The organism is Terasakiella pusilla DSM 6293, assembly GCF_000688235.1.
GTDB classification, from domain to species: Bacteria; Pseudomonadota; Alphaproteobacteria; order Rhodospirillales; family Terasakiellaceae; genus Terasakiella; species Terasakiella pusilla.
The window spans coordinates 23,429-45,750 of the sequence record NZ_JHYO01000015.1 but is presented as its reverse complement, the minus strand read 5'-3'; the positions used below and the strand labels follow the sequence as shown (position 1 = coordinate 45,750).

The 22,322-nt window shown below is 52.1% G+C and carries 23 protein-coding genes; 8 read left to right on the top strand and 15 right to left on the bottom strand.

Going from position 1 to position 22,322, the window contains the following annotated elements:
* Positions 1-314: 314 nt before the first annotated feature.
* Positions 315-1,217, top strand: coding sequence for a prenyltransferase (locus Q397_RS22210; protein ID WP_051609951.1), 903 nt, complete (start codon positions 315-317; stop codon positions 1,215-1,217).
* On the opposite strand, the gene pth is transcribed toward Q397_RS22210, so the two are convergent.
* From pth to rfaD, 8 genes are all read right to left on the bottom strand, one after another.
* Complete coding sequence (pth, locus tag Q397_RS22205) at positions 1,209-1,892, bottom strand: aminoacyl-tRNA hydrolase (RefSeq protein ID WP_084149037.1); 684 nt, start codon at positions 1,890-1,892, stop codon at positions 1,209-1,211. The genes Q397_RS22210 and pth overlap by 9 nt on opposite strands.
* An 11-nt stretch (positions 1,893-1,903) precedes the next feature.
* Entirely contained in the window at positions 1,904-2,524 is a 621-nt protein-coding gene (locus Q397_RS0111585; RefSeq protein ID WP_028879564.1) for a 50S ribosomal protein L25/general stress protein Ctc, read from the bottom strand.
* A 162-nt stretch (positions 2,525-2,686) separates the two neighbouring features.
* Positions 2,687-3,619, bottom strand: coding sequence for a ribose-phosphate pyrophosphokinase (locus Q397_RS0111580; RefSeq protein ID WP_028879563.1), 933 nt, complete (start codon positions 3,617-3,619; stop codon positions 2,687-2,689).
* Positions 3,620-3,761: 142 nt separating this feature from the next.
* Complete coding sequence (locus Q397_RS0111575; protein WP_028879562.1) at positions 3,762-4,715, bottom strand: hypothetical protein; 954 nt, start codon at positions 4,713-4,715, stop codon at positions 3,762-3,764.
* Positions 4,716-4,794: 79 nt separating this feature from the next.
* The gene (gene pgeF, locus Q397_RS0111570) at positions 4,795-5,574 is read right to left on the bottom strand and encodes a peptidoglycan editing factor PgeF (RefSeq protein ID WP_051609950.1); all 780 of its coding nucleotides are present in this window, start codon (positions 5,572-5,574) and stop codon (positions 4,795-4,797) included.
* Positions 5,571-6,665 carry a class I SAM-dependent methyltransferase gene (locus tag Q397_RS0111565; RefSeq protein WP_028879560.1) on the bottom strand — a complete coding sequence of 365 codons (1,095 nt, stop codon included), beginning with the start codon at positions 6,663-6,665 and terminating at the stop codon, positions 5,571-5,573. The genes pgeF and Q397_RS0111565 overlap by 4 nt, the downstream gene beginning before the upstream one ends.
* The gene (lgt, locus tag Q397_RS0111560; RefSeq protein WP_028879559.1) at positions 6,662-7,471 is read right to left on the bottom strand and encodes a prolipoprotein diacylglyceryl transferase; all 810 of its coding nucleotides are present in this window, start codon (positions 7,469-7,471) and stop codon (positions 6,662-6,664) included. Before lgt ends, Q397_RS0111565 begins: the two co-directional genes overlap by 4 nt.
* A 34-nt stretch (positions 7,472-7,505) precedes the next feature.
* Complete coding sequence (gene rfaD, locus Q397_RS0111555) at positions 7,506-8,495, bottom strand: ADP-glyceromanno-heptose 6-epimerase (RefSeq protein ID WP_028879558.1); 990 nt, start codon at positions 8,493-8,495, stop codon at positions 7,506-7,508.
* 134 nt (positions 8,496-8,629) lie between these two features.
* Here rfaD and Q397_RS0111550 point away from each other — a divergent pair, with 134 nt between their 5' ends.
* From Q397_RS0111550 to Q397_RS22190, 4 genes are all read left to right on the top strand, one after another.
* Entirely contained in the window at positions 8,630-8,887 is a 258-nt protein-coding gene (locus Q397_RS0111550; RefSeq protein WP_028879557.1) for an accessory factor UbiK family protein, read from the top strand.
* 167 nt (positions 8,888-9,054) lie between these two features.
* The gene (locus Q397_RS22200) at positions 9,055-9,558 is read left to right on the top strand and encodes a type III secretion system chaperone family protein (RefSeq protein WP_051609949.1); all 504 of its coding nucleotides are present in this window, start codon (positions 9,055-9,057) and stop codon (positions 9,556-9,558) included.
* 135 nt (positions 9,559-9,693) lie between these two features.
* Entirely contained in the window at positions 9,694-9,969 is a 276-nt protein-coding gene (locus tag Q397_RS22195; RefSeq protein ID WP_205618824.1) for a DUF2061 domain-containing protein, read from the top strand.
* Between the two features lie 73 nt (positions 9,970-10,042).
* Positions 10,043-10,879, top strand: coding sequence for an alpha/beta hydrolase (locus Q397_RS22190; RefSeq protein WP_038013652.1), 837 nt, complete (start codon positions 10,043-10,045; stop codon positions 10,877-10,879).
* Positions 10,880-10,934: 55 nt separating this feature from the next.
* Here Q397_RS22190 and Q397_RS0111530 read toward each other — a convergent pair whose 3' ends face one another.
* The 7 genes from Q397_RS0111530 to purD all read right to left on the bottom strand — a co-directional run bounded on the left by Q397_RS0111530 (position 10,935) and on the right by purD (position 19,452).
* Positions 10,935-11,960, bottom strand: coding sequence for an aspartate-semialdehyde dehydrogenase (locus Q397_RS0111530; RefSeq protein WP_028879556.1), 1,026 nt, complete (start codon positions 11,958-11,960; stop codon positions 10,935-10,937).
* 322 nt (positions 11,961-12,282) lie between these two features.
* The gene (locus Q397_RS0111520; protein WP_028879555.1) at positions 12,283-12,909 is read right to left on the bottom strand and encodes a cation efflux transmembrane domain-containing protein; all 627 of its coding nucleotides are present in this window, start codon (positions 12,907-12,909) and stop codon (positions 12,283-12,285) included.
* Positions 12,906-13,208, bottom strand: coding sequence for an ArsR/SmtB family transcription factor (locus Q397_RS0111515; RefSeq protein ID WP_038013682.1), 303 nt, complete (start codon positions 13,206-13,208; stop codon positions 12,906-12,908). Before Q397_RS0111515 ends, Q397_RS0111520 begins: the two co-directional genes overlap by 4 nt.
* Positions 13,209-13,278: 70 nt before the next feature.
* The gene (locus Q397_RS24170; RefSeq protein WP_051609947.1) at positions 13,279-14,052 is read right to left on the bottom strand and encodes a hypothetical protein; all 774 of its coding nucleotides are present in this window, start codon (positions 14,050-14,052) and stop codon (positions 13,279-13,281) included.
* A gap of 70 nt (positions 14,053-14,122) precedes the next feature.
* Positions 14,123-16,966, bottom strand: coding sequence for an EAL domain-containing protein (locus tag Q397_RS24165; RefSeq protein ID WP_051609946.1), 2,844 nt, complete (start codon positions 16,964-16,966; stop codon positions 14,123-14,125).
* Positions 16,963-17,955 (bottom strand): cytochrome-c peroxidase, encoded by a 993-nt coding sequence (locus Q397_RS0111500; protein WP_028879553.1) that lies wholly within the window; start codon positions 17,953-17,955, stop codon positions 16,963-16,965. The genes Q397_RS24165 and Q397_RS0111500 overlap by 4 nt, the downstream gene beginning before the upstream one ends.
* Positions 17,956-18,165: 210 nt before the next feature.
* Positions 18,166-19,452, bottom strand: coding sequence for a phosphoribosylamine--glycine ligase (gene purD / locus Q397_RS0111495; RefSeq protein ID WP_028879552.1), 1,287 nt, complete (start codon positions 19,450-19,452; stop codon positions 18,166-18,168).
* A 57-nt stretch (positions 19,453-19,509) separates the two neighbouring features.
* Between purD and xseA the strand changes: the two genes are divergently transcribed.
* The 3 genes from xseA (at position 19,510) to Q397_RS0111480 (ending at position 22,322) form a co-directional block, all read left to right on the top strand.
* Positions 19,510-21,069: an exodeoxyribonuclease VII large subunit gene (gene xseA / locus Q397_RS22175; protein ID WP_038013645.1), complete on the top strand. Its 1,560-nt coding sequence runs from the start codon at positions 19,510-19,512 to the stop codon at positions 21,067-21,069.
* Complete coding sequence (locus tag Q397_RS0111485; RefSeq protein ID WP_051609945.1) at positions 21,069-21,896, top strand: M23 family metallopeptidase; 828 nt, start codon at positions 21,069-21,071, stop codon at positions 21,894-21,896. The genes xseA and Q397_RS0111485 overlap by 1 nt, the downstream gene beginning before the upstream one ends.
* A gap of 63 nt (positions 21,897-21,959) precedes the next feature.
* The gene (locus Q397_RS0111480) at positions 21,960-22,322 is read left to right on the top strand and encodes a response regulator transcription factor (protein ID WP_028879550.1); all 363 of its coding nucleotides are present in this window, start codon (positions 21,960-21,962) and stop codon (positions 22,320-22,322) included.

Here is a 22,322-nt window from a genome sequence, read left to right as displayed (position 1 = left end):
AAATGAAGGTGGAAGTTCTGTGACAGTTTTGTTAGATTGGTCATACCAATTTTACAAACACTAGGAGGAAATGGTGTTACAGACTGACTATCAAGGGCAATCGCATCAGGCGTCATTGGAATTGTTTTCTGCAAAACTGATTAAGGCCCTTGGGAAGAAAGAGGCAGTACAGATCTGCCGCGAGAATCATTGGTTCGGGGTTCTTAACTATATTAATGCTTCCACGTAAGTCTGTGAATTTCCGATAAATCTGTTTGATTCAGCTATGTTTTTTGCAATGATGGGGCATCTTTAACCCTGTCATTGTGAAACGCATGTCTCTCGGACTCTACATCAAAGCTACCCGCCCGCAATTTTTAACCGCTTCCGTTCTGCCTGTTATTCTGGGCAGTGTGTTGGGGGCCAAGACTGCAGGGCAAATGGACTATCTTGTCTTTGCCCTGTCTTTTGTCGCGATGCTGCTGCTGCATGCCGCTGCCAATGTCATCAATGATGTGGCGGATCATGATAACGGGGCTGATCTTGCCAATGAAGGCAGGCTCTATCCCTTTACAGGTGGGTCGCGCATGATCCAAAACGGGAGCCTGCAGCGTGACCAGATGGCACGTTATGGGCTTGTCCTGTTGGGCTTGTCGGTTCTGCCGGGTGCGGCCTTGGCTTATCTTGCCGGATGGCCGGTGATTGCGCTGGGGGTGGCGGGAATGATCTTTGCCTGGGCCTATTCCTTCGAGCCGCTGAAGCTGGCCTCACGCGGGTTGGGGGAACTCAGCGTCGGTCTGACCTTTGGTCTTTTGCCCGTGGTTGCCTGTGTCTGGCTGCAATCGGGTCAGGTGACGGACGGCGCGTGGTTGCTGGGCGCTACCGTGTCGATCTGGATTGCATGTGTGCTGCTGATTAATGCGGTGCCGGATGCCTTGTCTGATGCGGTTACCAGCAAGCGTACGCTATGTGTGCGCCTCGGCCTGAAAGGGACGCGCTGGGTCTATCTGGTCCTGCAACTGTGCGCCAGTGGGTCGCTGTTTGTGTATGCGGTGATGGGGCTGATCCCGATTGAAGCGGCGTTTGCTGCCATTTTATTGGGGGGCGCGGCCTATTGGGTCTTTCAGGGGATGCAACAGATGGGTCTGGATAAAGATATTGCCCGTTTTGTCATCAAGTTAAACTTGGCCATCCATAGCCTTGGCTGCATCCTTCTGACGCTGGGTGTTTTATTTTAGCTTTTTTAGAATCGCAAAAGGCGAGTCATCGTCGCTTGCTATTGTGCCTGACGCCTTTACTGCGTCGGGGGCTGCCTCTGTTTGCTGTTTAGGCTTGTTGGGGCGTTGCGGGCGCATATCCATGGCGTAACGGTTCATAAAGTCCGTATCCTTGCCCTCACAGACAAGTCCAACCAGATGGGCGACACAGTCCAGCATCTTGTCCAGTTCCGCTGTCTCGGCCTTGGCGAAGTCACCGAGGACATGGTTGTGGACTTTGGCTTTGTCGCCGGGGTGGCCGATGCCAAGGCGCAGGCGCTTGTAATTTTTACCGATATGGGCGTCGATACTGCGCAGGCCATTGTGCCCGCCGTGTCCGCCACCGGTCTTGATTTTGATTTTGGTGAAGGCGATATCCAGTTCGTCATGCATGACGATGATATTTTCCGGCTCAACCTTATAGAACCGGGCTGCGGCGCTGACGCTGCGACCGGACTCGTTCATATAAGTTTCCGGCATGAGAGCCAGAACCTTGATACCGTCTATGGTGCCTTCACACATCTGGCCCGAAAACTTGGACCGCCAGGGCCCAAAAGAATGGCGCCGGACAATTGTGTCCAGCGCCATAAAGCCGATGTTGTGGCGGTTTTTGGCGTATTTCCCACCTGGGTTGCCTAATCCGACCAACAAAATCATAGGAAAAAGCCTTACTCTTCAGTCGCTTCTTCGTCAGACTCGTCTTCGTCTGTCGCAGCTTTCTCACCAGAGCTTGGTGAAGCCACTGTACAGATTGTGAAGTCACGATCTGTAATTGTCGGCTCAACACCTTTCGGCAGAGTAATTGAAGAGATGTGAACGCTATCACCAACAGCCAGACCCGCCAGATCAACTTCGATGGATTCTGGAATTGAGGTCGCCGGACAAATAACTTCGATCTCGTGACGAACTACGTTCAGAACACCGCCGCGTTTCATGCCTTCGGATTTTTCTTCGTTGATGAAGGTTACAGGAACTTCAACAGTGACTGTTGCATCTTTACCCAGACGCAGGAAGTCAGCGTGCAACGGCTGGTCAGTTACCGGGTGGAACTGAACGTCACGGCAGATAACAGTTTCTTTGTCTTTACCAAGCTGGATTTCGCCAGTGGATGCAAAGAAAGTTTGACCAGTGTGCAGTTGTTTCCACAGCTCTTTCGGGTTGATGGAGATGCTGACAGGGTCTTTTTTATCGCCATAGATAACGGCCGGGACTTGACCTTCACGACGGATCGCGCGGGCTGCCCCCTTGCCGGCTGTCTCACGCTTTTGTGCAGTTAGAACGTAGCTCATAGCTGTTTCCTTAAAAATCTAAACTCATAAAAAATTACGGTGCCTCCAGGGGTGCCCCGTAACGTAAGCGCGCGTATTACAGGATTTGTGCGGGTGAGTCAACGCGCGAAACGAAAAAGGGCCCCCGAAAGGACCCTTTTAAAATGATTTCGTCTGTCAGGATTAATCAAACAGGCAGGAAACCGATTGTTCGTCGTGAATGCGCTTCATGGCTTCCGATAGGATCGGGGCAATGCTAATCGGACGAATGTTGCTGGCATCCAGCACTTGTTCTGTGCCCAAGATGGAGTCGGTGACCGCCAGTTCTTTCAGGGCAGAAGAGGTGATACGGGAAACCGCACCGCCGGACAAGACACCGTGGGTGATGTAGGCAGAGGCACTTTTAGCACCGTTTTCCAACAGCGCTTGAGCCGCGTTACACAAAGTCCCGCCGGAATCTACGATATCGTCGATCAGGATACAGTTTTTACCTTCAACTTCCCCGATGACGTTCATCACTTCGGAGACACCCGCGCGTTCGCGGCGTTTGTCGATGATGGCAAGGCCAACGTCCAGACGTTTGGCAATCGCACGTGCGCGCACAACACCACCAACGTCAGGCGAGACGATCAACAGATTGTCCGTGTCGTAATGGGCTGCGATATCACGGGCAAAAACAGGTGCCGCATGCAGGTTATCTACCGGAATGTCGAAGAAGCCCTGAATCTGACCCGCGTGCAGGTCCATAGTCAGGACGCGGTCTGCACCGGCTGTTGTGATCAGGTTTGCCACCAGTTTCGCAGAAATTGGCGAACGGGGTGCCGATTTACGGTCCTGACGGGCATAGCCGAAATACGGCACAACAGCGGTGATACGACGGGCAGAACCACGTTTTGCCGCATCGATGGTCACCAACAGTTCCATCATATTATCGTTTGCCGGATAGGACGTCGGCTGAACGATGAACACATCTTCACCACGGACGTTTTCGAGAATCTCGACGAAAACTTCCTGATCGGAAAAGCGCTTTACGCTCGCTTCTGTAAGGGGGATGCCTAGCTCTTTACCGATGGCTTCGGCTAAGGGACGGTTTGCGTTACCAGTAAGGATTTTCATGTGAAAATGTAGCCTTAAAGTTGATGTGCCCAGAAAATTCGCGGCAACATATCAACGCGGTCCTGCGCTGTAAACGTCTTAATTCGTTGTTTATGGCAAGATTGTGACGAAACGAAGTGTAGGTGCGGGTTTCACCCCTTTTTTAAAATGGCGGGATCACCAGTTTCTCGCGTCGTCCCGGGGCGGCTGTTGTGCCTTGTTGGGTGCGACTCGCTTCAAAATCTCGTTCTTGGCGGTGACGTTCGACCACTTGCCCGATGCCGGGCATGGCGGCGCGGGAAATGTCATAGGCCAGACGTCCCCACTTCCCTTGCAGCACCCCGACATCCAGTTGGTTATGTTGTTGGATACGGCCCAGTTCTTCCCCGTCAGGGGCGTTGACGATCCAGGCAATCTGGATGCGCTGCTTGCCTTCAAAGGGTTTTAAAATTTCGAGATCGGCGCTCAGTTTATACGTGTTGCTGTCCGAACTTGGACGAACGCGGGCACCAAACTGGCGTAAGGTCAGGGACATGGCTTTGGTCAGCGCCGCTTTCCCATCGCCTTGGGCGCCTTTGATGGGGCCCATGCTAAAGGTGACAGTGTTTTCGGCCTTATCTTGTGCGATGGCTTTTCTTTCGGTCGCGTCTTGCAGGTAGCCTGCAAAAGTGTCTGCGGCTGTATCGACAAGGGCGGTGATCAAGGCCTGATCGCCATATTCCCATTGATATGTGTCCCCGCGAATGGCTTGCGATGTTTCGTGGATCACCGTGTTGGTCCGGTCCATAAAGGTCCAATAGATACTGCCTAGATTACGCGAGCGATCTTTTGCGTCACTTAACACGACTTGTCCGCGGACTTTGTAGGCCGGATTGTTGAGCGGTTTTTCCGTAGCGGGGATATTACGTGCAGCCAGACTTTCAGCCAGTGCGCGCGCCAGCATCTCCTTCATGGCGATGGAGGTGCCTTCGACGGGCAGTACCTGAACGGTGCCACCATCACGCAGGCGCAGACTGCTTGTGTCAAAGCCGGTGCGCTCATGTCGAAAGGGCTGAGGAGCTTGTGTGCAGGCCGCAAGAAGGGTGACGAGGAGAAAAAGACCAACGACTGTCCGCATTGCGTTTAAACCATCACTGCGCAGGAAAACATAAGAGCGAGCATACTGAGGATTAGAAGCATGACGATATAGGGCATAATTAATCCAATACAATAGCCGAGATTTGACGGCCGTAATCAGGTTCGTTTTTGTGCGTGGTGCGGCGGTAGCTGAAAAAACGGTCTTCATCTTGATAAGTATCCACGGGGGAAGCGTCAACACTGCCCAGTCCCAGCCCATCCAGCCGAGCTTTGACAAAAGCAGGTAGATCAAACTGATACTTGCCTTCCTGCGCGCCGTCTGTGAAATAGGTCGCAAAGGCGGGGTCAAAATTTAGGAAGGTCTGACGAAAGCCCGCATCCACTTCATAGGATGCTTGATGGATACAAGGCCCGATGGCGGCGGCAATCTTGCTTGCGTCGGCACCTAGGTCAACCATGGCCTTGACGGTATTTTCCAACACACCGCCCAAAGCGCCTTTCCATCCGGCATGGGCTGCCCCGATCACCCGGTTGACGGGGTCGCAAAATAAAACGGGTGCGCAGTCTGCGGTGAGGATGCCAAGGGCTACGTGGTCCATCTTGGTGACAAGGGCGTCAACTTCGGGCGCGCGTTCGCGGCTCCAGATTTTATCGACAATCTGCACGCGGTTGGAATGGACTTGGGACGCGCTTAACAGGTCCGATACGTCCGGCCCCAAAGCCTGGACGACAAGCGCACGGTTGGTGAGCACGTCTTTTAGGTCATCTTTGGACCCCCACGCACAGTTGAGGGAATCGTAGATACCTTTGCTGATGCCGCCGTTGCGGGTGAAAAAGCCGTGGGACGTTTTCAGGCTGGGGGCGGTGAGGGCGGGCAGGGTTTCGTCGATATCACTCATGAGGCACTCTCTTCAAAGGCGGCGGGTGTCGGATGGTCGGGGTGGGTGGCGCAGAGGACTTTAAACAACTGCCCCATTTCGTCTGGCGCACATAATCGTTTATGCGCCGCAATCAGGCTGTCGCGTTGATCGGGCCGTGCGGTGTTAAGCAAGGCTTGCATGCGCGCCGTGATGCCTAATCGTTCCAGGAAGATCCCTTGGGGGATCGGTCCCCAGACGTTTGCGCCGCCTGCCCTAAAGCTGTTGGACAGGGTTTCGAAATCGACATGGGCGGTGAGGTCAGCTTCGCCCGGTGTTTCTAAGACATCGCTAAACTGATGGCCTTTTAAGGCCTGCAGGGTATCGCCAAAGTTGGCGTGGGCGGATCCATAATCGATGGCAAGGACACAACCGCCCTGGTCTTTCAAGCGTTCTGCCAGACCCATGGCAATGTTTTGGCTGACGCTGGAAATTTCAAAGCGGGCGCCGACATTGTCTTTGCCTTTAAGCGCAGGGGGCATCAGGGCTTGGGCGGCTTCGTCGGTTTTCAGGACAAAGCGCAAGCCTTCGCCGTCGGGATCAATGTCGATAAAACGTTCCGCCCAGCCTTTGTCTGACTTCTCAAACTGGCGAATGGGTAGGGCATCAAAAAATTCGTTGGCAAGGATAATCGCCGGACCGTCCGGCAGGTTTAAAAGGCTATCGTGCCAGTGGACCGTATAGTCTTTCAGGCTGTCTTTTTGCTTTTGGCGCAAAGTGGGGCTGATCTCGACAAGATGCAGCGTCATGGCGTCCTGAAAGCCGGGCACGGCTTTGCTGGCGCGCAAGGCATCCTTCATCAAGGTGCCGCGACCGGGGCCGAGTTCCACCAGATGAAAGGCGGAGGGGCTGCCCATCTGTTGCCAACTGATCGCGGCCCACAGACCCAGCAGTTCGCCAAAGCACTGGCTAATTTCTGGCGCGGTGGTGAAGTCCCCTTGGCTGCCAAAGGGATCACGGGTCATATAATAGCCGAATTTGGGATGACACAGACATTGCGCCATGAAGTCGGCAACCGATAAGGGACCGGTTGCCTCTATCTCACGGCGCATCTGGCTGAGAAGATCACTCATGCGGCCTCTTGCTTGGTGGATTTAAGGGCGCGCAGGGCCAAAAACAGGCCGATCAGGATCATCGGGACCGACAACCATTGCCCCATGGTGGACCCACCACTGAGGAAACCGATATGGGCATCCGGTTGCCTAAACAGTTCCACGATGGAACGGGCAATGCCGTAGCCTGCGATAAACAAGCCGATAAATAGCCCTGACGCATTTCTCATCCGTTCGGAGCGTGACAGGATAAACAGCAGGATAAACAGGATCAGCCCTTCCATCACCGCTTCATAAAGCTGGCTGGGGTGGCGCGGTTCTGGTCCGCCGTTGGGGAAAACCACGCCCCATGAGACGTCCGTGACCCGACCATAAAGTTCGGCGTTGGCAAAGTTGGCGATGCGACCGAAAAACAGGCCGATGGGCGCGCCACAGGCCAACAGGTCACCAAAGGTCATCATCGGCAGTTTGCGTTTTTTACAGAAGAGGATGGCGCTGACGACCACGCCCAAGAACCCGCCATGGAAGGACATGCCGCCTTTCCAGACCTGCACGATGGCGGTTGGGTTCGACATAAAATAGTCGAAGTTATAAAACAGCACGTAGCCCAAACGCCCGCCGATGACCACGCCAATGGTCGCCCAGAACAGGAAGTCGTCCACATCTTCGTCTTTGATGTTGCCGGGGAAGCTGCGCGCCACCCACTTAATATATTGCCAGCCCCCGACAAGTCCGGCGATATAGGCAAGGGCGTACCAACGAATGACAAGGGGGCCGAGTTCGAAAGCAATCGGGTCGATCATGGGAAAGGGGATGGCAAAAGCCATGGTATCCGTCCTGTCTTATGTTAAAGGGCCAGCGTTACTTAAAAGGGTCGTCTTTCGTCAGATAGTCCTGCACATATTGGCGCACGCCTTCTTCCAGACTGGTGAAGGGCTGATCGTATCCGGCGTTGCGCAACTTTTCCATGTTGGCTTCGGTGAAATACTGGTATTTGTCGCGGATGTTTTCCGGTGTCGGGACATATTCGATCTGGGCGTCTTGACCCAAGGCCGTGTAGACCGCCGTTGCAAGGTCTTTGAAAGAGCGCGCTTGTCCGGTGCCGATGTTAAACAGGCCGGAGACTTTCGGGTGTTCATAAATCCACAGCATGACATTTACCACATCACCGACCCAGACGAAGTCGCGTAACTGGCCGCCGTGGTCATAATCCGGGTGGTGGGATTGAAACAGTTTGCAGGGGCCTCTGGCTTGGGCCTGCGGGAAGACATGGGCCACCACGCTTTTTTGCCCGCCTTTATGATATTCGTTCGGGCCATAAACGTTGAAGAATTTCAGGCCCGCCCATTGTGGCGGGGTGGTGGATTTTTCTTCCAGTGATCGGGCAACCGTGCGGTCAAACAGATGTTTGCTCCAGCCATAGGCATTCAGCGGACGCAGGGCAGACAGGCTCTTGCGGTCCTGAAAATCGCTAAAGCCATGTTCCCCATCGCCGTAAGTTGCGGCGGAGGACGCATAGATAAAGGGCACGTCATTTTCGGTGCACCAGTCCCACAGGGCCGTGGTCAGGTGAAAATTGTTTTCCAGAATTTTGTCGGCGTCTGTTTCCGTGGTGGCGGAAATGGCCCCCATGTGAAAGATCGCTTTAATATCGTCGGCATATTGATCCAGAAACTCGAAGCAGGCATCCGGGTGGATGATGTCATAGAGATCACGCTTAGCGATGTTTTGCCATTTTACCCCGTCACGGAGACGGTCGCAGACGACAATTTTTTCTTCGGGATAACGTTCTTCGAGGGAAGCAACAATGTTGGACCCGATGAAACCGGCTCCGCCTGTGACGAGAAACATATTCACACCTTGTTTTATGCATGGACCTGCTTGTTATATGTCTGATCGGGCGCATTCATCAAGCAAGACTTGCACATCAAATTTCCCATGCCATAATGCCGCACCGATTCGCTGTAGATAAAAGGATCATATCCATGCAAAGCAAAAACCGCCTTTTTGACGATATGGCCAAAGTTGCCAGTGGTGCCGTGAGCACTTTTTCCGGTGTGCGCGAAGAAATTGACGCAATGATTCGTCAACAAATTGAACGGGTTATGGCAGATATGGACGTTGTCCCGCGCGACGAGTTTGAAGCCGTAAAAGCGATGGCTGCGAAAGCACGTGCTGAACAAGACGCCCTGAACGCACGCCTTGAAGCCTTGGAAGAAGAGCTGAAAAAAACAAAGAAATAAACAAGTTAAGTAGAGGGAAGCAGGACTGCGGAGTCGCTAAAATTCATACGCGAGTCTTCCACATTTTTATCCACAAGAATCTTTTTTTCGAATCCACGAGGGCCTTGCACGGGCCCTTTTTTTGTTTAGGGTCGGCTTTGCAAACACAACGAAAAAAGATTTAAGCAATGTCATTTTTGGAACAAATTACCCCGTCGGCGCACACTCGTGGTCTTGATGTCTTGGAAAACCTGGCAGATCAACGCGGATGGATTTTAGAAAAAGCTGCAAACGGCGATATGGTTATGGAAAGCGTCGGGGAATGGTGCACCTATCAGGTCCAGTTCACCTGGTCGGCTGAATATCAGTCCCTGCACATTACCTGTTCCATGGACATGCATTTGCCACAAGATAAAGGGGCCGAGGTCAATGACCTGCTGGCGCTGATTAATTCCAAACTGTGGATCGGTCACTTTGCCGTCATGTCTGATGGCAATATGCCAGCGTTCCGTCACACTTTGTTGATGGCAGGGCCGGAAAGTATGAAGGCGGCGGAATTGGAAGATATCGTCGAGACAGGCCTTGGCGAATGTGAGCGCTTTTATCCTGCGTTCCAGTTTGCGGCCTTTAATGGGATGAATGCGCATGAAGCGATGAGCTGCACCTTGTTTGAATGTGTGGGTAACGCCTAAAAGTTATCCACATCTGTGGAAAACGTAAAACCCCGGCCTCTGCGGTGGGGTTTTTTGCTTCTTTTGCCTTGTAATCAAGGAAAAACCATGTCACATTAATGCGACTAATTATTAATTGCACATATGGATGATGACATGCAGCAGCTTATCACAGTAGTTGCCCACAGGTTTGAACAGGTCGTTGTGAATAATTCCGGCTCGCTTTTGCGTGCATTGATTTACACGATTGGGCACTTTTTTATTGCGGCGACCTGTGTGTGGTATTTCACCGGGGCAAGTTTTAGCGCCGCCATCACAGATGCGGTGGTGGAACCGATCTTGAACGGAGTGTGGTTCTTTATTCTAGATCGGTATTGGACCAGCCGACAGGCGAAAAAGAAGGCGATGAAAACGGCACTTGAAGCCGCCTGAAAGGCAGGGGGGGTGATCTATTTCAGCGTTTCAACCCTATAAAGGACAGTACCCACACACTTTTTTGGTTTTCATGAGACGCTTTTTAACGATCCCCCTCCTCACCTTTTTTCTTTCCGGCTGCCAGTCTGCGGCCTTTCTGATTGCAAATATGGGCAATGATCCCGACGTCTATGTGTTGGAAAAAGATATTGCTTTCGGCCCCGGTGCCCATCAAAAACTCGATCTCTATCGGGTAACAACCGCCGTGCAAGCCAAAGGCACGCTGGTCTTTTTCTACGGCGGCAGCTGGACGTCTGGCAGCAAGGATGATTATGGTTTTGTCGCCAGCCGCTTTGCCAAGGCAGGCTACAATGTTGTTATCCCTGATTATGTAAAATATCCTGAACGTCGATACCCTGCCTTTGTGGAAGATGCGGCGCTGGCGACGGCTTGGTTGTCACAGCAGGCAGAGCTGGTATCCGGTCCGGTGCATCTGATGGGACATTCTGCAGGGGCGCACATCGGGGCCATGTTGGTCAGCGATGAGCGATATCTAAAGGCGGTTGGCTTGACGCCGTCTTTTTACCAAAGCTTTGTCGGTTTGGCTGGTCCTTATGATTTTGTCCCCAAGGCAGAACGCTATAAAAAGATTTTCGGCCCGCCGTCGCGCTACCCGTTGATGCAGGCGAGTACCTTTATTGATGGCAGTGAACCTGCAATGCTGCTGCTTTATGGGGCTAAAGACACGCTGGTTGCCCCCAGTAATGTGGAAAAGCTGTCTCGGGCGATCAAACAGAAGGGCGGGGCAGTCGAGGTGAAGCAATATGACGGCTTAGGCCATATGACCCTGGTGGGCGCCTTGTCCGAAAGTGTGCCGATTAAAAGTACCGTCGCAGAAGATGCCTTGGCCTTTATGACGAAATCATAAAAAAAGCGCGATACGGGCAGCCGCATCGCGCTTTTTAAAAACGAGCCGTTAAGACTTATTTTTTCAGGTGGTCACGAACCAGTACTTCTGCAATCTGAACTGTGTTCAGGGCTGCGCCTTTACGCAGGTTGTCGGACACACACCAGAAAGACATGCCGTTTTCAACAGTGTCGTCTTTCCGCAGACGAGAGACATAAGTCGCATCTTCACCTGCACATTCAACCTGAGTCACATAGCCTTCGTCGGCGCGGTGATCCACAACGATCAGGCCGTCTTGTGCGGCCATAACTTCGCGGGCACGGTCAATATCGATCGGTTTTTTGGTTTCGATGTTGATATATTCAGCATGACCAATAAACGCCGGTACACGACAGCAGTTTGCATGAACTTTGATGTTCGGGTCGAGGATTTTTGCTGTCTCGACTTTCATCTTCCATTCTTCTTTAGTCGCGCCATCGTCCATGAAAACGTCGATGTGCGGGATGCAGTTGAACGCGATCTGCTTTGTGAAGATATTTTTGTTTTCAGATGCAGGCTTGTTCATAAAGATGCCTTTGGTCTGTTCAAACAGTTCGTCCATCGCATCTTTACCGCCACCGGAAACGGATTGGTATGTAGAAACGATGACGCGTTCGATGCCAAATTCTTCGTGTAGGGGCTTCAGCGCAACCATCATCTGAATTGTCGAGCAGTTCGGGTTGGCAATAATGCCTTTCTTTTTATAGTCCGCGATGGCTTCCGGGTTTACTTCTGGCACGACCAGCGGAATATCCGGGTCCATACGGAAGTGAGAGGTGTTATCCACAACAACCGCACCAGCTTCCGCTGCACGCGGCGAGTATTTTGCAGATATGGCGCCACCTGGGGAGGACAAGACAATGTCAGTCCCGGTGAAATCATAAGTGTCCAGATCCTGAACCTTTAGGATTGCGTCTTCACCGTAAGAAATTTCGCGCCCGACAGAACGACGAGAGGCAAGTGCTACCACTTCATCAGCAGGGAATTTGCGTTCTGCCATGATTTGGAGCATTTCACGACCGACGTTACCGGTTGCACCCATGACTGCGACTTTATAGCCCATTTGTATCTTCCTTTTTAATCTGTGGCCTTCGGTTTTTGCTTAGGGGTTGTACGCACATACGAAAAAAGGCCCTAAGCGGTTCACCCGCGAGGCCTTTTTTTGAATATACGATCCGTATACTAAGTCCTCACAAGCAACACTTTGGTCGTTGTTGTTGTCTTGGTCGTCTTCGTAGCGGTGTGGAGCGTGCACGCAACATCACCCGCAAACGCCGTTGCGGTGGTCTTTTGTTTAGACGTGATGTTCATATCGTAAAACATTTTTACGTGACGCTCCTGTTTTTCGTGGGGTTTACATACTGAAAATTGAGAGATTTGTCCAGTTACTTTTGTGCGTCGCGCAATTCATGGCGTGCTTTTCCGATGATCTGGATCGCGCCCCAAAAGCCCAATCCGGCAATGCCAAGACCGACGATGATATCCGGCCAGCCTGTTGTCGAGGCCCAGACCCCGGCACCGGCTGCCATAACCGCAATGTTGCCAATGGCATCGTTTCTCGAACAAATCCAGATCGATTCCATGTTGGCGTCACCGGTGCGGAATTTAAACAGCAGGATCGCAACCACCACATTCACCAGCAAAGCAAGGAAGCCGATGATCCCCATCACATCTGCGCGCGGGACCGTGTCATTAATGATATGGTCAATGGAGGTATAGAAGACGTAAAGTCCGACCAATCCCATACAGATGCCTTTAAACAAGGCAGCACGCGAGCGGATCACCAAAGGCATCCCAAGAACCACTAGGGTAATGGCGTAGTTTGCCGCATCAGAGAAAAAGTCCATGGCATCGGCTGCAAGCGAGAGCGATTGCCCAATAGCGCCCGCGACCAGTTCAACCAGAAACATGCCGCCATTGCTGATGAGGGCAAACCATAAAATACGGCGATAGGTTTTATCGGTTACGGGGCTTGTGTGGCTGCTGGCACAAGATGAACATCCGGCACTCATACGATATCCTCTTCTTCATTCACGTGGTCGATCATGTCGCGCAGGGTACAGGCGATATGTTCGTCGTGGGCTTGGTAGAACATGTGGCGTCCGTCCCGTCTGGGTTTAACCAAACGGGCCCCACGCAGCAGGCGCAGGTGGTGGCTGACCAGCGATTGCGACGCATTGGTCAATTTAACGATTTCGCCGACGGTTTTTTCGGTTTCCATACAGGCAATCAAAATTGCCAGACGGGTCGGGTCACCCAGAAGCTTGAAGACTTCTGAAAGCTCGATGAGTTGGTCGTTTCGTATTTGCATATCTAACATCAATATATGAACAGGTATTCATAATTTAGATGTGTTTATATATTTGCGCAAGGGGGCAGTTTTATTTTCTTGACCAATGTTCGGTATTGCCGTCGCTCAAAACCACGTCAACCCCGCTGCTATCTGCGGTGATCGGGCCGGTAATCAGGGCTTTAAATTTTTTCTCGGCGATGATTTCGGCCTCTCCACTTTTAAAGCTGACGACCTTCAGGGTGGTGCGCGTGATGTCGGGCAGGATGATATCGGGCATATTATCCAAATCCCAGTTCATGATCTCGTGCATGTCCAGTTGTGCTGAGCCGGGCTGATGGTTGGAAAAAGCTTGGGCCTGTTTATCGATAACCAGCTTTTTACCGCGCCGTTCATAAAGGGTGAGGACACCATGCAGGTGGGGCGTATGGACACTTGCGATCTCGATTTTGCCATCTCGATCAAAGTCTGCGGCCCCAATGGGGTTTTGCCAGCGATGTGCTGTGCCGATGGGCTCGCTCTCTGCCGTGATTTTTAACTTTCCGCCGCGCACTTCCAACAACACAAGGGCAGCGCCTGTTTCAGGGTAGCTGCGGATGGTGAGGATAGCTTTTTTGCCGTTTAATCCCATGGGGACCAGACGCGGGGTGACATCTTCAAAGACCGAGTCGTCAGTGAGACGGAACGACAGCATGTAGCCATCTTCCAGAATGGCTTCAACCGCCTTATATTCCGTACAATCCCCAAGCACGCAATGGTCGTAGCTGTCGGTTGGCAGGCTGAAACGGGCCTGTGTAATATCCGCAGCTTGCACAGGGGATGTGAATAGACACCAGAGTGCCAAAAGGACGATTGAAATACGCATGCCTCACCTCATTTTTTGTTATTTATCACATAGATAACTTTAACAATCGGTGAAGCAGGCCACAGAAAAGCTAGATTCTAAGTTCTTGGCTGTAGATTTTTTCCATGAGCTGGTCACGTGGTAGCGGTTTGCTGTAGAAGAAGCCCTGAATCAGGTCGCAGTTTCGTTCTTTCAGGAAGTCGTTTTGACCTTGGGTTTCCACGCCTTCAGCCACCACTTTCAAGCCCAGACTTTGCGCCATGGACAAGATGGCTTGAGTGAGGGCGGCATCTTCCGGATCGTTTAAGACATCATTGATGAAAGATCGATCGATCTTTAGCGTCGAGATCGGGAAGCGTTTGAGGTAACTGAGCGAGGAATAGCCCGTCCCGAAGTCATCGATGGAGAGATGAACCCCAAGGTCGCGCAGGCGGCGCAGAACGTTTAAAACGTCGCTGTCATCATCGACCAACAGACTTTCGGTAATTTCCAATGTTAATTTTTCGGCAGGCAGGCCGGTTTGGGCCAATGTGTCGGCAACAATTTTGACAATATCGCTGCGTTGGAATTGGCGGCTGGACAGGTTGACGCTAACGCCAATATCCAGCCCGTCTTCATGGACCCATTGGGCAGCATCAAAACAGGCCTGTCTTAAAATCCACTCGCCCATGGGGACGATCAGGCCGGTGTCTTCAGCCACTGGGATAAATTTGCCGGGGGACACGAGACCCCGTTCAGGACATTCCCACCTCACCAGCGATTCGGTTGTTTTGACGGTTTGGGTCTGCGGGTCGATGATCGGTTGATAGTGCAGGACGAAGTGACCTTTTTCCATGGCTTTGTGCAGGGCAACTTCCATGTCGTGGCGTTCTTGTGCGCGCGAATTCATTTCCGGCGTGAAGAAGCAATAGGTGTTGCGGCCCAAGTCCTTGGCCTTGAACATGGCGGCATCTGCGTTTTGCAGCAAACTATCAACGGTGGTTGCATCATCAGGATAGAAGGTCGCCCCAACGGAAACCGAGGTATAGGTCGTGTTGCCATCCAGCACATAGGGCAGACTGAGACATTCCAGCACCCGATCCAGCAGCAGTTTGACGCCGGTATCCGTATTGGCTTCGTTGATGATGATGATAAATTCATCCCCGCTGAGGCGGGCAATGGTGTCACTGTTGCGAAATAGCGAGCGCAAGCGGTCTGCCACATGGCGCAGCAGTTCATCCCCGATGATATGGCCGAGTGTATCGTTGATATGCTTAAAGTTATCAATATCAAGGAAGAACAGGGCAACCCGTTGATCGTTGCGCTTGGCAAGGTTTAACGATTGGGTCAAACGATCGCGAAAGAGATTGCGGTTTGGCAAATCGGTCAGAGAATCGTAATTCGCCTGATAGTGAATACGTTCTTCTGACTTTTTACGGCTGGTGATGTCGGTAAAGAGGGAGACACGCTTGACCATGCCGCCATCGTCATCATGAATGGTGGTAATGGACAGCCACTCTGGATAAATTTCGCCATTTTTGCGCCGGTTCCAGATTTCCCCCTGCCAGGTGCCGGAGGTTTGCAACTCTTCAAACATCTGACGGTAATAGGCCTCATCATGACGACCGGAACTCAGGATTTGCGGGGTCTTGCCGATCACTTCGTCTTCTGTGTAGCCGGTAATTTGGCTAAAGGCTGGGTTGACCATCTCGATGATATTGTTGTCATTGGTCACCATCATGGCTTCGGAGGCTGTTTGAAAGACGGTGGCGGCCAGTTGTAATTGGTTTTGGGTGCGTTTTTGTTCGGTCAGGTCCACGCGCACAAGGGCGCGACCGCCATGGCTCATGGGGGTGTTGGAACTTAAAATCCATTGGCCGGACTTTGTGAGATCAAGATAGCTGCCATCAGGCTGGGCTTCGCGTTGCACCAGATGTTCGGTTTCTTTTTGCGCTGCGCGGAATTCTTCAAGACTCATGCCGCGTTTGAGGCGTTCGCCCAACGCTTTATACAGTCGCTCGAAGGTCGCATTCCAGAAGATCAGTTTGTCGTCCGGCCCGAAAAAGGCAAAGCCTTCGGACATACTGGAGGCTGCATCTTCAAAGAGTTGTGCATTTTTGTGGGACTTTTCGCTGGCTTGATGCCATTTAAGGACCGCATAGGCCAACGCCATGAAAATCATCATTGCAACGATCAGCAGCAAAAACAGATAGCCGTTGGTTGTGTTGGAACGGCTCATTTGAACGGTTTGCAAGGTGGTGATCAGTTGATCGATGGTTTGTTGACTGTTTTTCTGCAACAGTTCTGTCTGGATCATGGAAATGTCTTGCGCAGCGGCAAAGCTGACATCCATATGGCGCAACAGGTTTTCAACCGCCTTACCGGTGGAGGAAATGGCGACGATCTCTTTTAGGCGCGCAAGAATGTCTTGTGCCGATTGCAGACGCTGTGGAGTCGGGAAAATCTGATAGCCTTGCAAATCATTCAAGGTGCGGATCGACAGATCGCGAATTTCGGTTGAGAGCAGGTTGGTGCGGGCGCGCAAACTGCTCAGCAGATAATTGCTGGAATTGCGCGCTAGGGCGACTTTGGATTTCAACTGCTCGATCAATTCAATCCGATAGTCGGTTTCAAGGATCAGATTGTGAATCTGTTCACCGAGGGCCGGACGGGTTTTGTCGGGGATGTCAGTGACAAACTGGTTCAGTTGAGTGCGCGCAAGTGTCAGGGACTGAACGGTTTTGACCAGACTGTCAAAATGCACCAGCTTAAAGCTAGCGGCCTTGAGGGCATCTTCATTCAGTTTGGTATCCAGATATTTGACTTTCTGGGCGATTTGAATGGTCTGCGCAAGGCTATTGATTTCATCAGTTTCAGACTTGAACAGATGAAAGGTCAGCGCAATGGTTAAGGCCATCCCGACAAAAAGCAGGGCAATCAGTTGGGAGGACTTCATTCGGCGGCCTTGATATACGCGCCACTCAGGGACTGAATAAAGGCCTGAATGTCTTTGTTTTCCTGAAGGGTGATATCGTGTCCGAGCTGATAGCGCGCCATGATGTTGATCGCCTCTTCCAGTGTGGCGACACTGCCGTCGTGAAAATAGGGTGCTGTATGGGCGGCAACGCGCAGGCTGGGGACTTTAAAGACATGCAGATCGCGTTCATTTTTGGTGACGTTGTACCTGCCGAGGTCGTCTTTGGAATTTGTGTTTTCTTTATTAAAATAGGGGATGAATGCCCCCATGCGTTGGTACATATTGCCGCCGACATTGATTCCCTGATGACAGGCGACGCAGCCAAATTCCTTAAACAGGGAATAGCCGCGTTTTTGCTGGTCACTAATGGCGTCGTCATTGCCGCGCAGATATTGGTCAAAAGGGGAATTGACGGTGTTTAGCGTATATTCGTAATGCTGGATCGCATCGGTGATCGTGTCGGGCGTGATGTCGTCTTCGTAGAGGTCGCTAAAGGCTTGGGCATATTCCGGTTCGCCCTGCAGTTTCGTGATCACATCTTCCCAGACCGCGCCCATCTCAATAGGGTTTGTCACCGGACCCTTGGCCTGTTCTTGCAAGTTGGCAGCACGGCCATCCCAGAACTGGGCAAAATTAAAGCGGCTGTTCATCACGGTGGGGGAATTGACCGTTCCGCTCTTGCCCTCGATCCCGGCGGAGACTTTCTGGTTATCTACGCCGTAATTATCAATGATGTGGCAGGTGGCGCAGCTGACGGTATTGTCACCGGATAAGAGCGTTTCATGAAAAAGGCGATCCCCTAACGCGACTTTTTTGGCATCGACCTCATGGGATAAGGGGATCGGGCGGATCGGCTCATCCACATGGAGGGAAGGCGTATCCGACAAATTTTGCCCATGTACGGGCATTGCCGCCCCTAAAAAGAGGCCGCCCGCCATCAAGAATACTCTTACCTTATGTGTGAGCATGACGTCGTCCGATACATAGTTTCTCAAATACCCGCTTATTTTATCGGGTTTTATTGTTATAATTATTCTAATTCTAGTCTGGTTGGGCCTAAAATCATCTGCTGTTATGGTGTTGAACAGCGCGGTAAACTAGTCACAAACCTGCCATAAAGCAAGCGCAAAACTTGCTTTATGGCTAGGAAATACAAAGTACATAAGGCACTTCTAATTTTATGTATTCTGGCGCTCACGCTCAACTGCGCGCCAACCGATATCGCGACGGCAGAAGCCTTCGGCCCAATCGATGGTATCAACCGCTTTATAGGTGGTTGTCTGGGCTTCGATCACGCTTGTCCCGCGACCTGTGACACCGAGGACACGGCCCCCTGTGGCGAGAATTTTGTCGCCCTCGGCCTTTGTGCCGGCATGGAAGACATAGGCTTTGTCGATCTCATTGGCAGCGGCGATATTCTTAATCTCGGTGCCTTTTTCGTAAGAGCCGGGATAGCCGTTTGCGGCCATGACGACGACCATGGCGGTTTCGTCATGCCACTCCAGGCTGATATCGTCCAGACGACCTTCTGCGGCGGCTTGCAGGGCTTCTAAGACGTCGGACTTCCAACGCATCATCAGGACCTGACATTCCGGGTCGCCAAAGCGGATGTTATATTCCAGCACCGTTGGCACACCGTCTTTGACCATCAGGCCGCAGAACAGCACACCTTTATAAGGGCAACCTTCTTTCGCCATGGTTTTGATCAGCGGTGTGATCGCGGTTTCCATGATTTTATCGCAAATCTCAGGCGTCGCAATCGGGGTCGGGGAATAGGCACCCATCCCGCCTGTGTTGGGACCCTTATCGCCATCATAAGCGGCCTTGTGATCTTGCGCGGCGGCCAGCGGCAAAGCACGTTCCCCGTCTACAAGGGCAAAGAAGCTACATTCTTCACCTTCAAGGAAATCCTCGACCACGATCTCGCTGCCCGCATCGCCAAAGATTTTGTCGCCCATCATGTCGTCAACGGCCTTAAGGGCTTCGTCAACGCTTTGGCAGATGATCACGCCTTTACCGGCTGCCAGACCATCGGTTTTGACAACGATGGGGGCGCCGTTTTCACGGATAAAGTCTTTGGCTTTTTCCGCGTCTGTAAAGCGACCATAGGCGGCGGTCGGCACGCCTGCTTTGGCGCACATGTCTTTCATAAAGCCTTTGGACCCTTCAAGGACGGACGCGGCGGCACTGGGGCCGAAGGTTTTAATGCCCTTGGCTTCAAGTTTATCGACCACACCAAGGACCAGCGGGGCTTCGGGGCCGACGACCACAAGGTCGATGGCGTTGTCTGTGGCAAAATCCACCAAGGCGTCGACATCTTCTGCGCCAATATTGACACAGTCCGCGACATCCCTGATGCCCGCATTGCCCGGTGCACAGTAGAGTTTGCTGAGTTTTGCAGACTTGGCGATGGCCCAACACAAGGCGTGTTCACGCCCACCGGAACCAATGACGAGTACTTTCATGAGGACTTCCCATATTTGCTGTTCACAATTTGGCAGACTTGTACCATATTGACCCCCATGAGTGACAACCCTTTTGCAGACGCATTTGACACACCGGGGCAACATAATCAACCGATCCTGAGTGTATCTGAACTGTCCGGTGCCTTGAAGCGCACGGTCGAAGACGCTTTTTCCCTTGTTCGTGTACGCGGTGAAATATCCGGTTTTAAACGCGCGACGTCCGGTCATTGGTATCTGGGCCTGAAGGATGAAAACGCGGTGATGGATGCTGTCTGTTGGAAAGGGGCAGCCGCCAAGATGGATTTACGTCCCCAAGACGGGATGGAGGTTATCTGTAAAGGCCGTTTGACCACTTTTCCGGGACGTTCTAAATACCAATTGGTGATCGAATCGATGGAGCTTGCGGGCGAAGGCGCCTTGCTGAAGCTACTGGAAGATTTGAAGCGCAAATTGGCAGCCGAAGGCCTGTTTGCACCGGAACGCAAAAAACCGATCCCGTTTTTGCCCAAAGTTATCGGCATTGTGACTTCCCCAACCGGGGCGGTGATCCGCGATATTATGCATCGCTTGAACGATCGTTTCCCGCGTCATGTCTTGCTGTGGCCCTGTCTGGTGCAAGGCAAAGGCGCTGCCGAACAGGTTGCCCAAGGTATTCGCGCTTTTAACAGTATTGACGGCACGCAAGGTGTCCCGCGCCCTGACCTGTTGATCGTTGCGCGTGGCGGTGGGTCGTTGGAAGATTTATGGTCGTTTAACGAAGAAATTGTCGTGCGTGCAGCGGCAGAAAGTGACATTCCGCTGATTTCTGCGGTCGGGCACGAAACCGATACGACCTTGATCGATTATGCTTCAGATCGTCGCGCCCCCACCCCGACAGCCGCCGCAGAGATGGCGGTGCCTGTGCGCATGGAATTGCTCGCCCAAGTGATGGATGACAGCACCCGTCTTGTGTCTGCCATGAACCGCTTGATGGATGAGCGCAATCTGCGGGTCAAATCCGCTGCGCGTGCCATCCCCAACCCACAGCGCATGGTCGAAGATATGACATTGCGGCTGGATGATCGGGTGGAACGCTTGGACAATTCCGTCCAAAACCTGTTGCAGCGCCAAGGCATGCGCGTCGAACAATTGGCCTCCAAAATTCCCGCACCGGGCCAACAGATTCAGAATGCGCAAGAACGTTTGTTGGGTCGCACGCAATCCTTGATGAGCGCCTATCAATCCCTGTTACAGCGCAAGCACAGTCAGTATGACCGCACGAGTGCCTTGGTGCGTCGCAAGGCGGTGGACGATTCGATCCAACGCTCCACACAAAAGCTGTCCAGTCTGTCAGCGTTGCTGGAAAGTTATTCCTACAAAAGCGTGCTGGATCGTGGTTTTGCGCTGGTCACGGATAATGAAGGAAGTGCGGTGACCTCACCCACCGGTTTGAATATCGGGCAGGAACTGTCGATCCAGTTTGGCGGGGACAATAAACTGGATGTTTTGGTGAATGGGGAGGGCGTCGTGCCAACCGCGACCCCGACACCGCAACGGGTCGCCCCGAAACCGAAGCCAAAACCTAAAGCGGCCCCCCGTAAAAAATCACCGTCACCGGAACAAGGAAGTTTGTTTTGATGTTTTTTAATGCAGCGCGCGCCGCGTTCTTTGGATTTGTGATCTTATTGGTCGCGGGCTTTCTTAGCGTTCAGGCACAGGCCAATAGCTATTCCCTAAATGGGGCTTTGAAGCAGGGCGGTCTGATTTACGGGACGGTGACGCCCGGCAGTCAGGTGCAGTTGGATAAAACAACGGTGAAAGTGTCCAAGGACGGGCTGTTTCTGTTGGGGTTCGGACGTCTGGCGGAGCCACAAAGCCAGCTTTTGATCACCTATCCTGATGGGCAGCAGGCCAGTGAAACCCTGCAGATTGAAAAGCAGGACTATAAAATTTCACGCATTGATGGATTGCCGAAAACGAAAGTCACACCGAATCCGGAAGCGACCAAACGGATTATCGCAGATAATACAGCGGTAAAAGAAGCCCGCCTGAAGGTGAGCGATGAAACTTTTTTTGCCTCAGGCTTTGATTGGCCGGCAAAGGGCCGTATCTCAGGCGTTTTTGGCTCTCAACGGATTTTAAACGGGAAGCCGCGCAGCCCACACAAAGGCGTGGACATCGCAGCCCCCGTAGGCACATTGATCACAGCCAGTGCCGATGGTGTGATTTCCTTAAAGCATGAAGATATGTATCTGATGGGCAAAACGGTCATGATTGATCATGGTTTTGGACTGCAATCCATCTATATCCACATGAATGAAATTCTTGTGAAAGAAGGTCAAAAAGTTAAAAAAGGCGATCCGGTGGGTAAAATCGGACAAAGCGGGCGGGCAACAGGACCGCACCTCCATTGGGGGGTGAGTCTGAAAAATGTTGCAATGGACCCTCTTTTATTGCTCAAATAGGGCCAAGCGTTAGAAAAATAGGGGTCATGGGCACCGTCAAAGAGTGTCGATGTGAAAACCAAAATGAACCGAATTTTAATTGTGGATGACGATCCGGATATCTGTCTTGCCATGTCCGAAGTGTTGCGGGCGAAAGACTTTTACGTGGATGTTTCCGAAAATGGCGAAGAAGCTTTAAAACAGATGCAAATCCATGCGTTTGATCTGGTCCTGCTGGATATTTTTATGCCGGAGATGGATGGCTTTGAAACCATTGGTGCGATCCGAAAATGCCACGAAGGCATCAAGATCATTGCCATGACAGGCTATGATAAACAGGAATTTGATCCCCTGACCTTTGCGCGCTCCTTAGGGGCCGATGATGCGCTGACCAAGCCGTTTTCAGCGGATGATCTGGCGATTTCCATTAAAAAGCTGTTGGGCTAA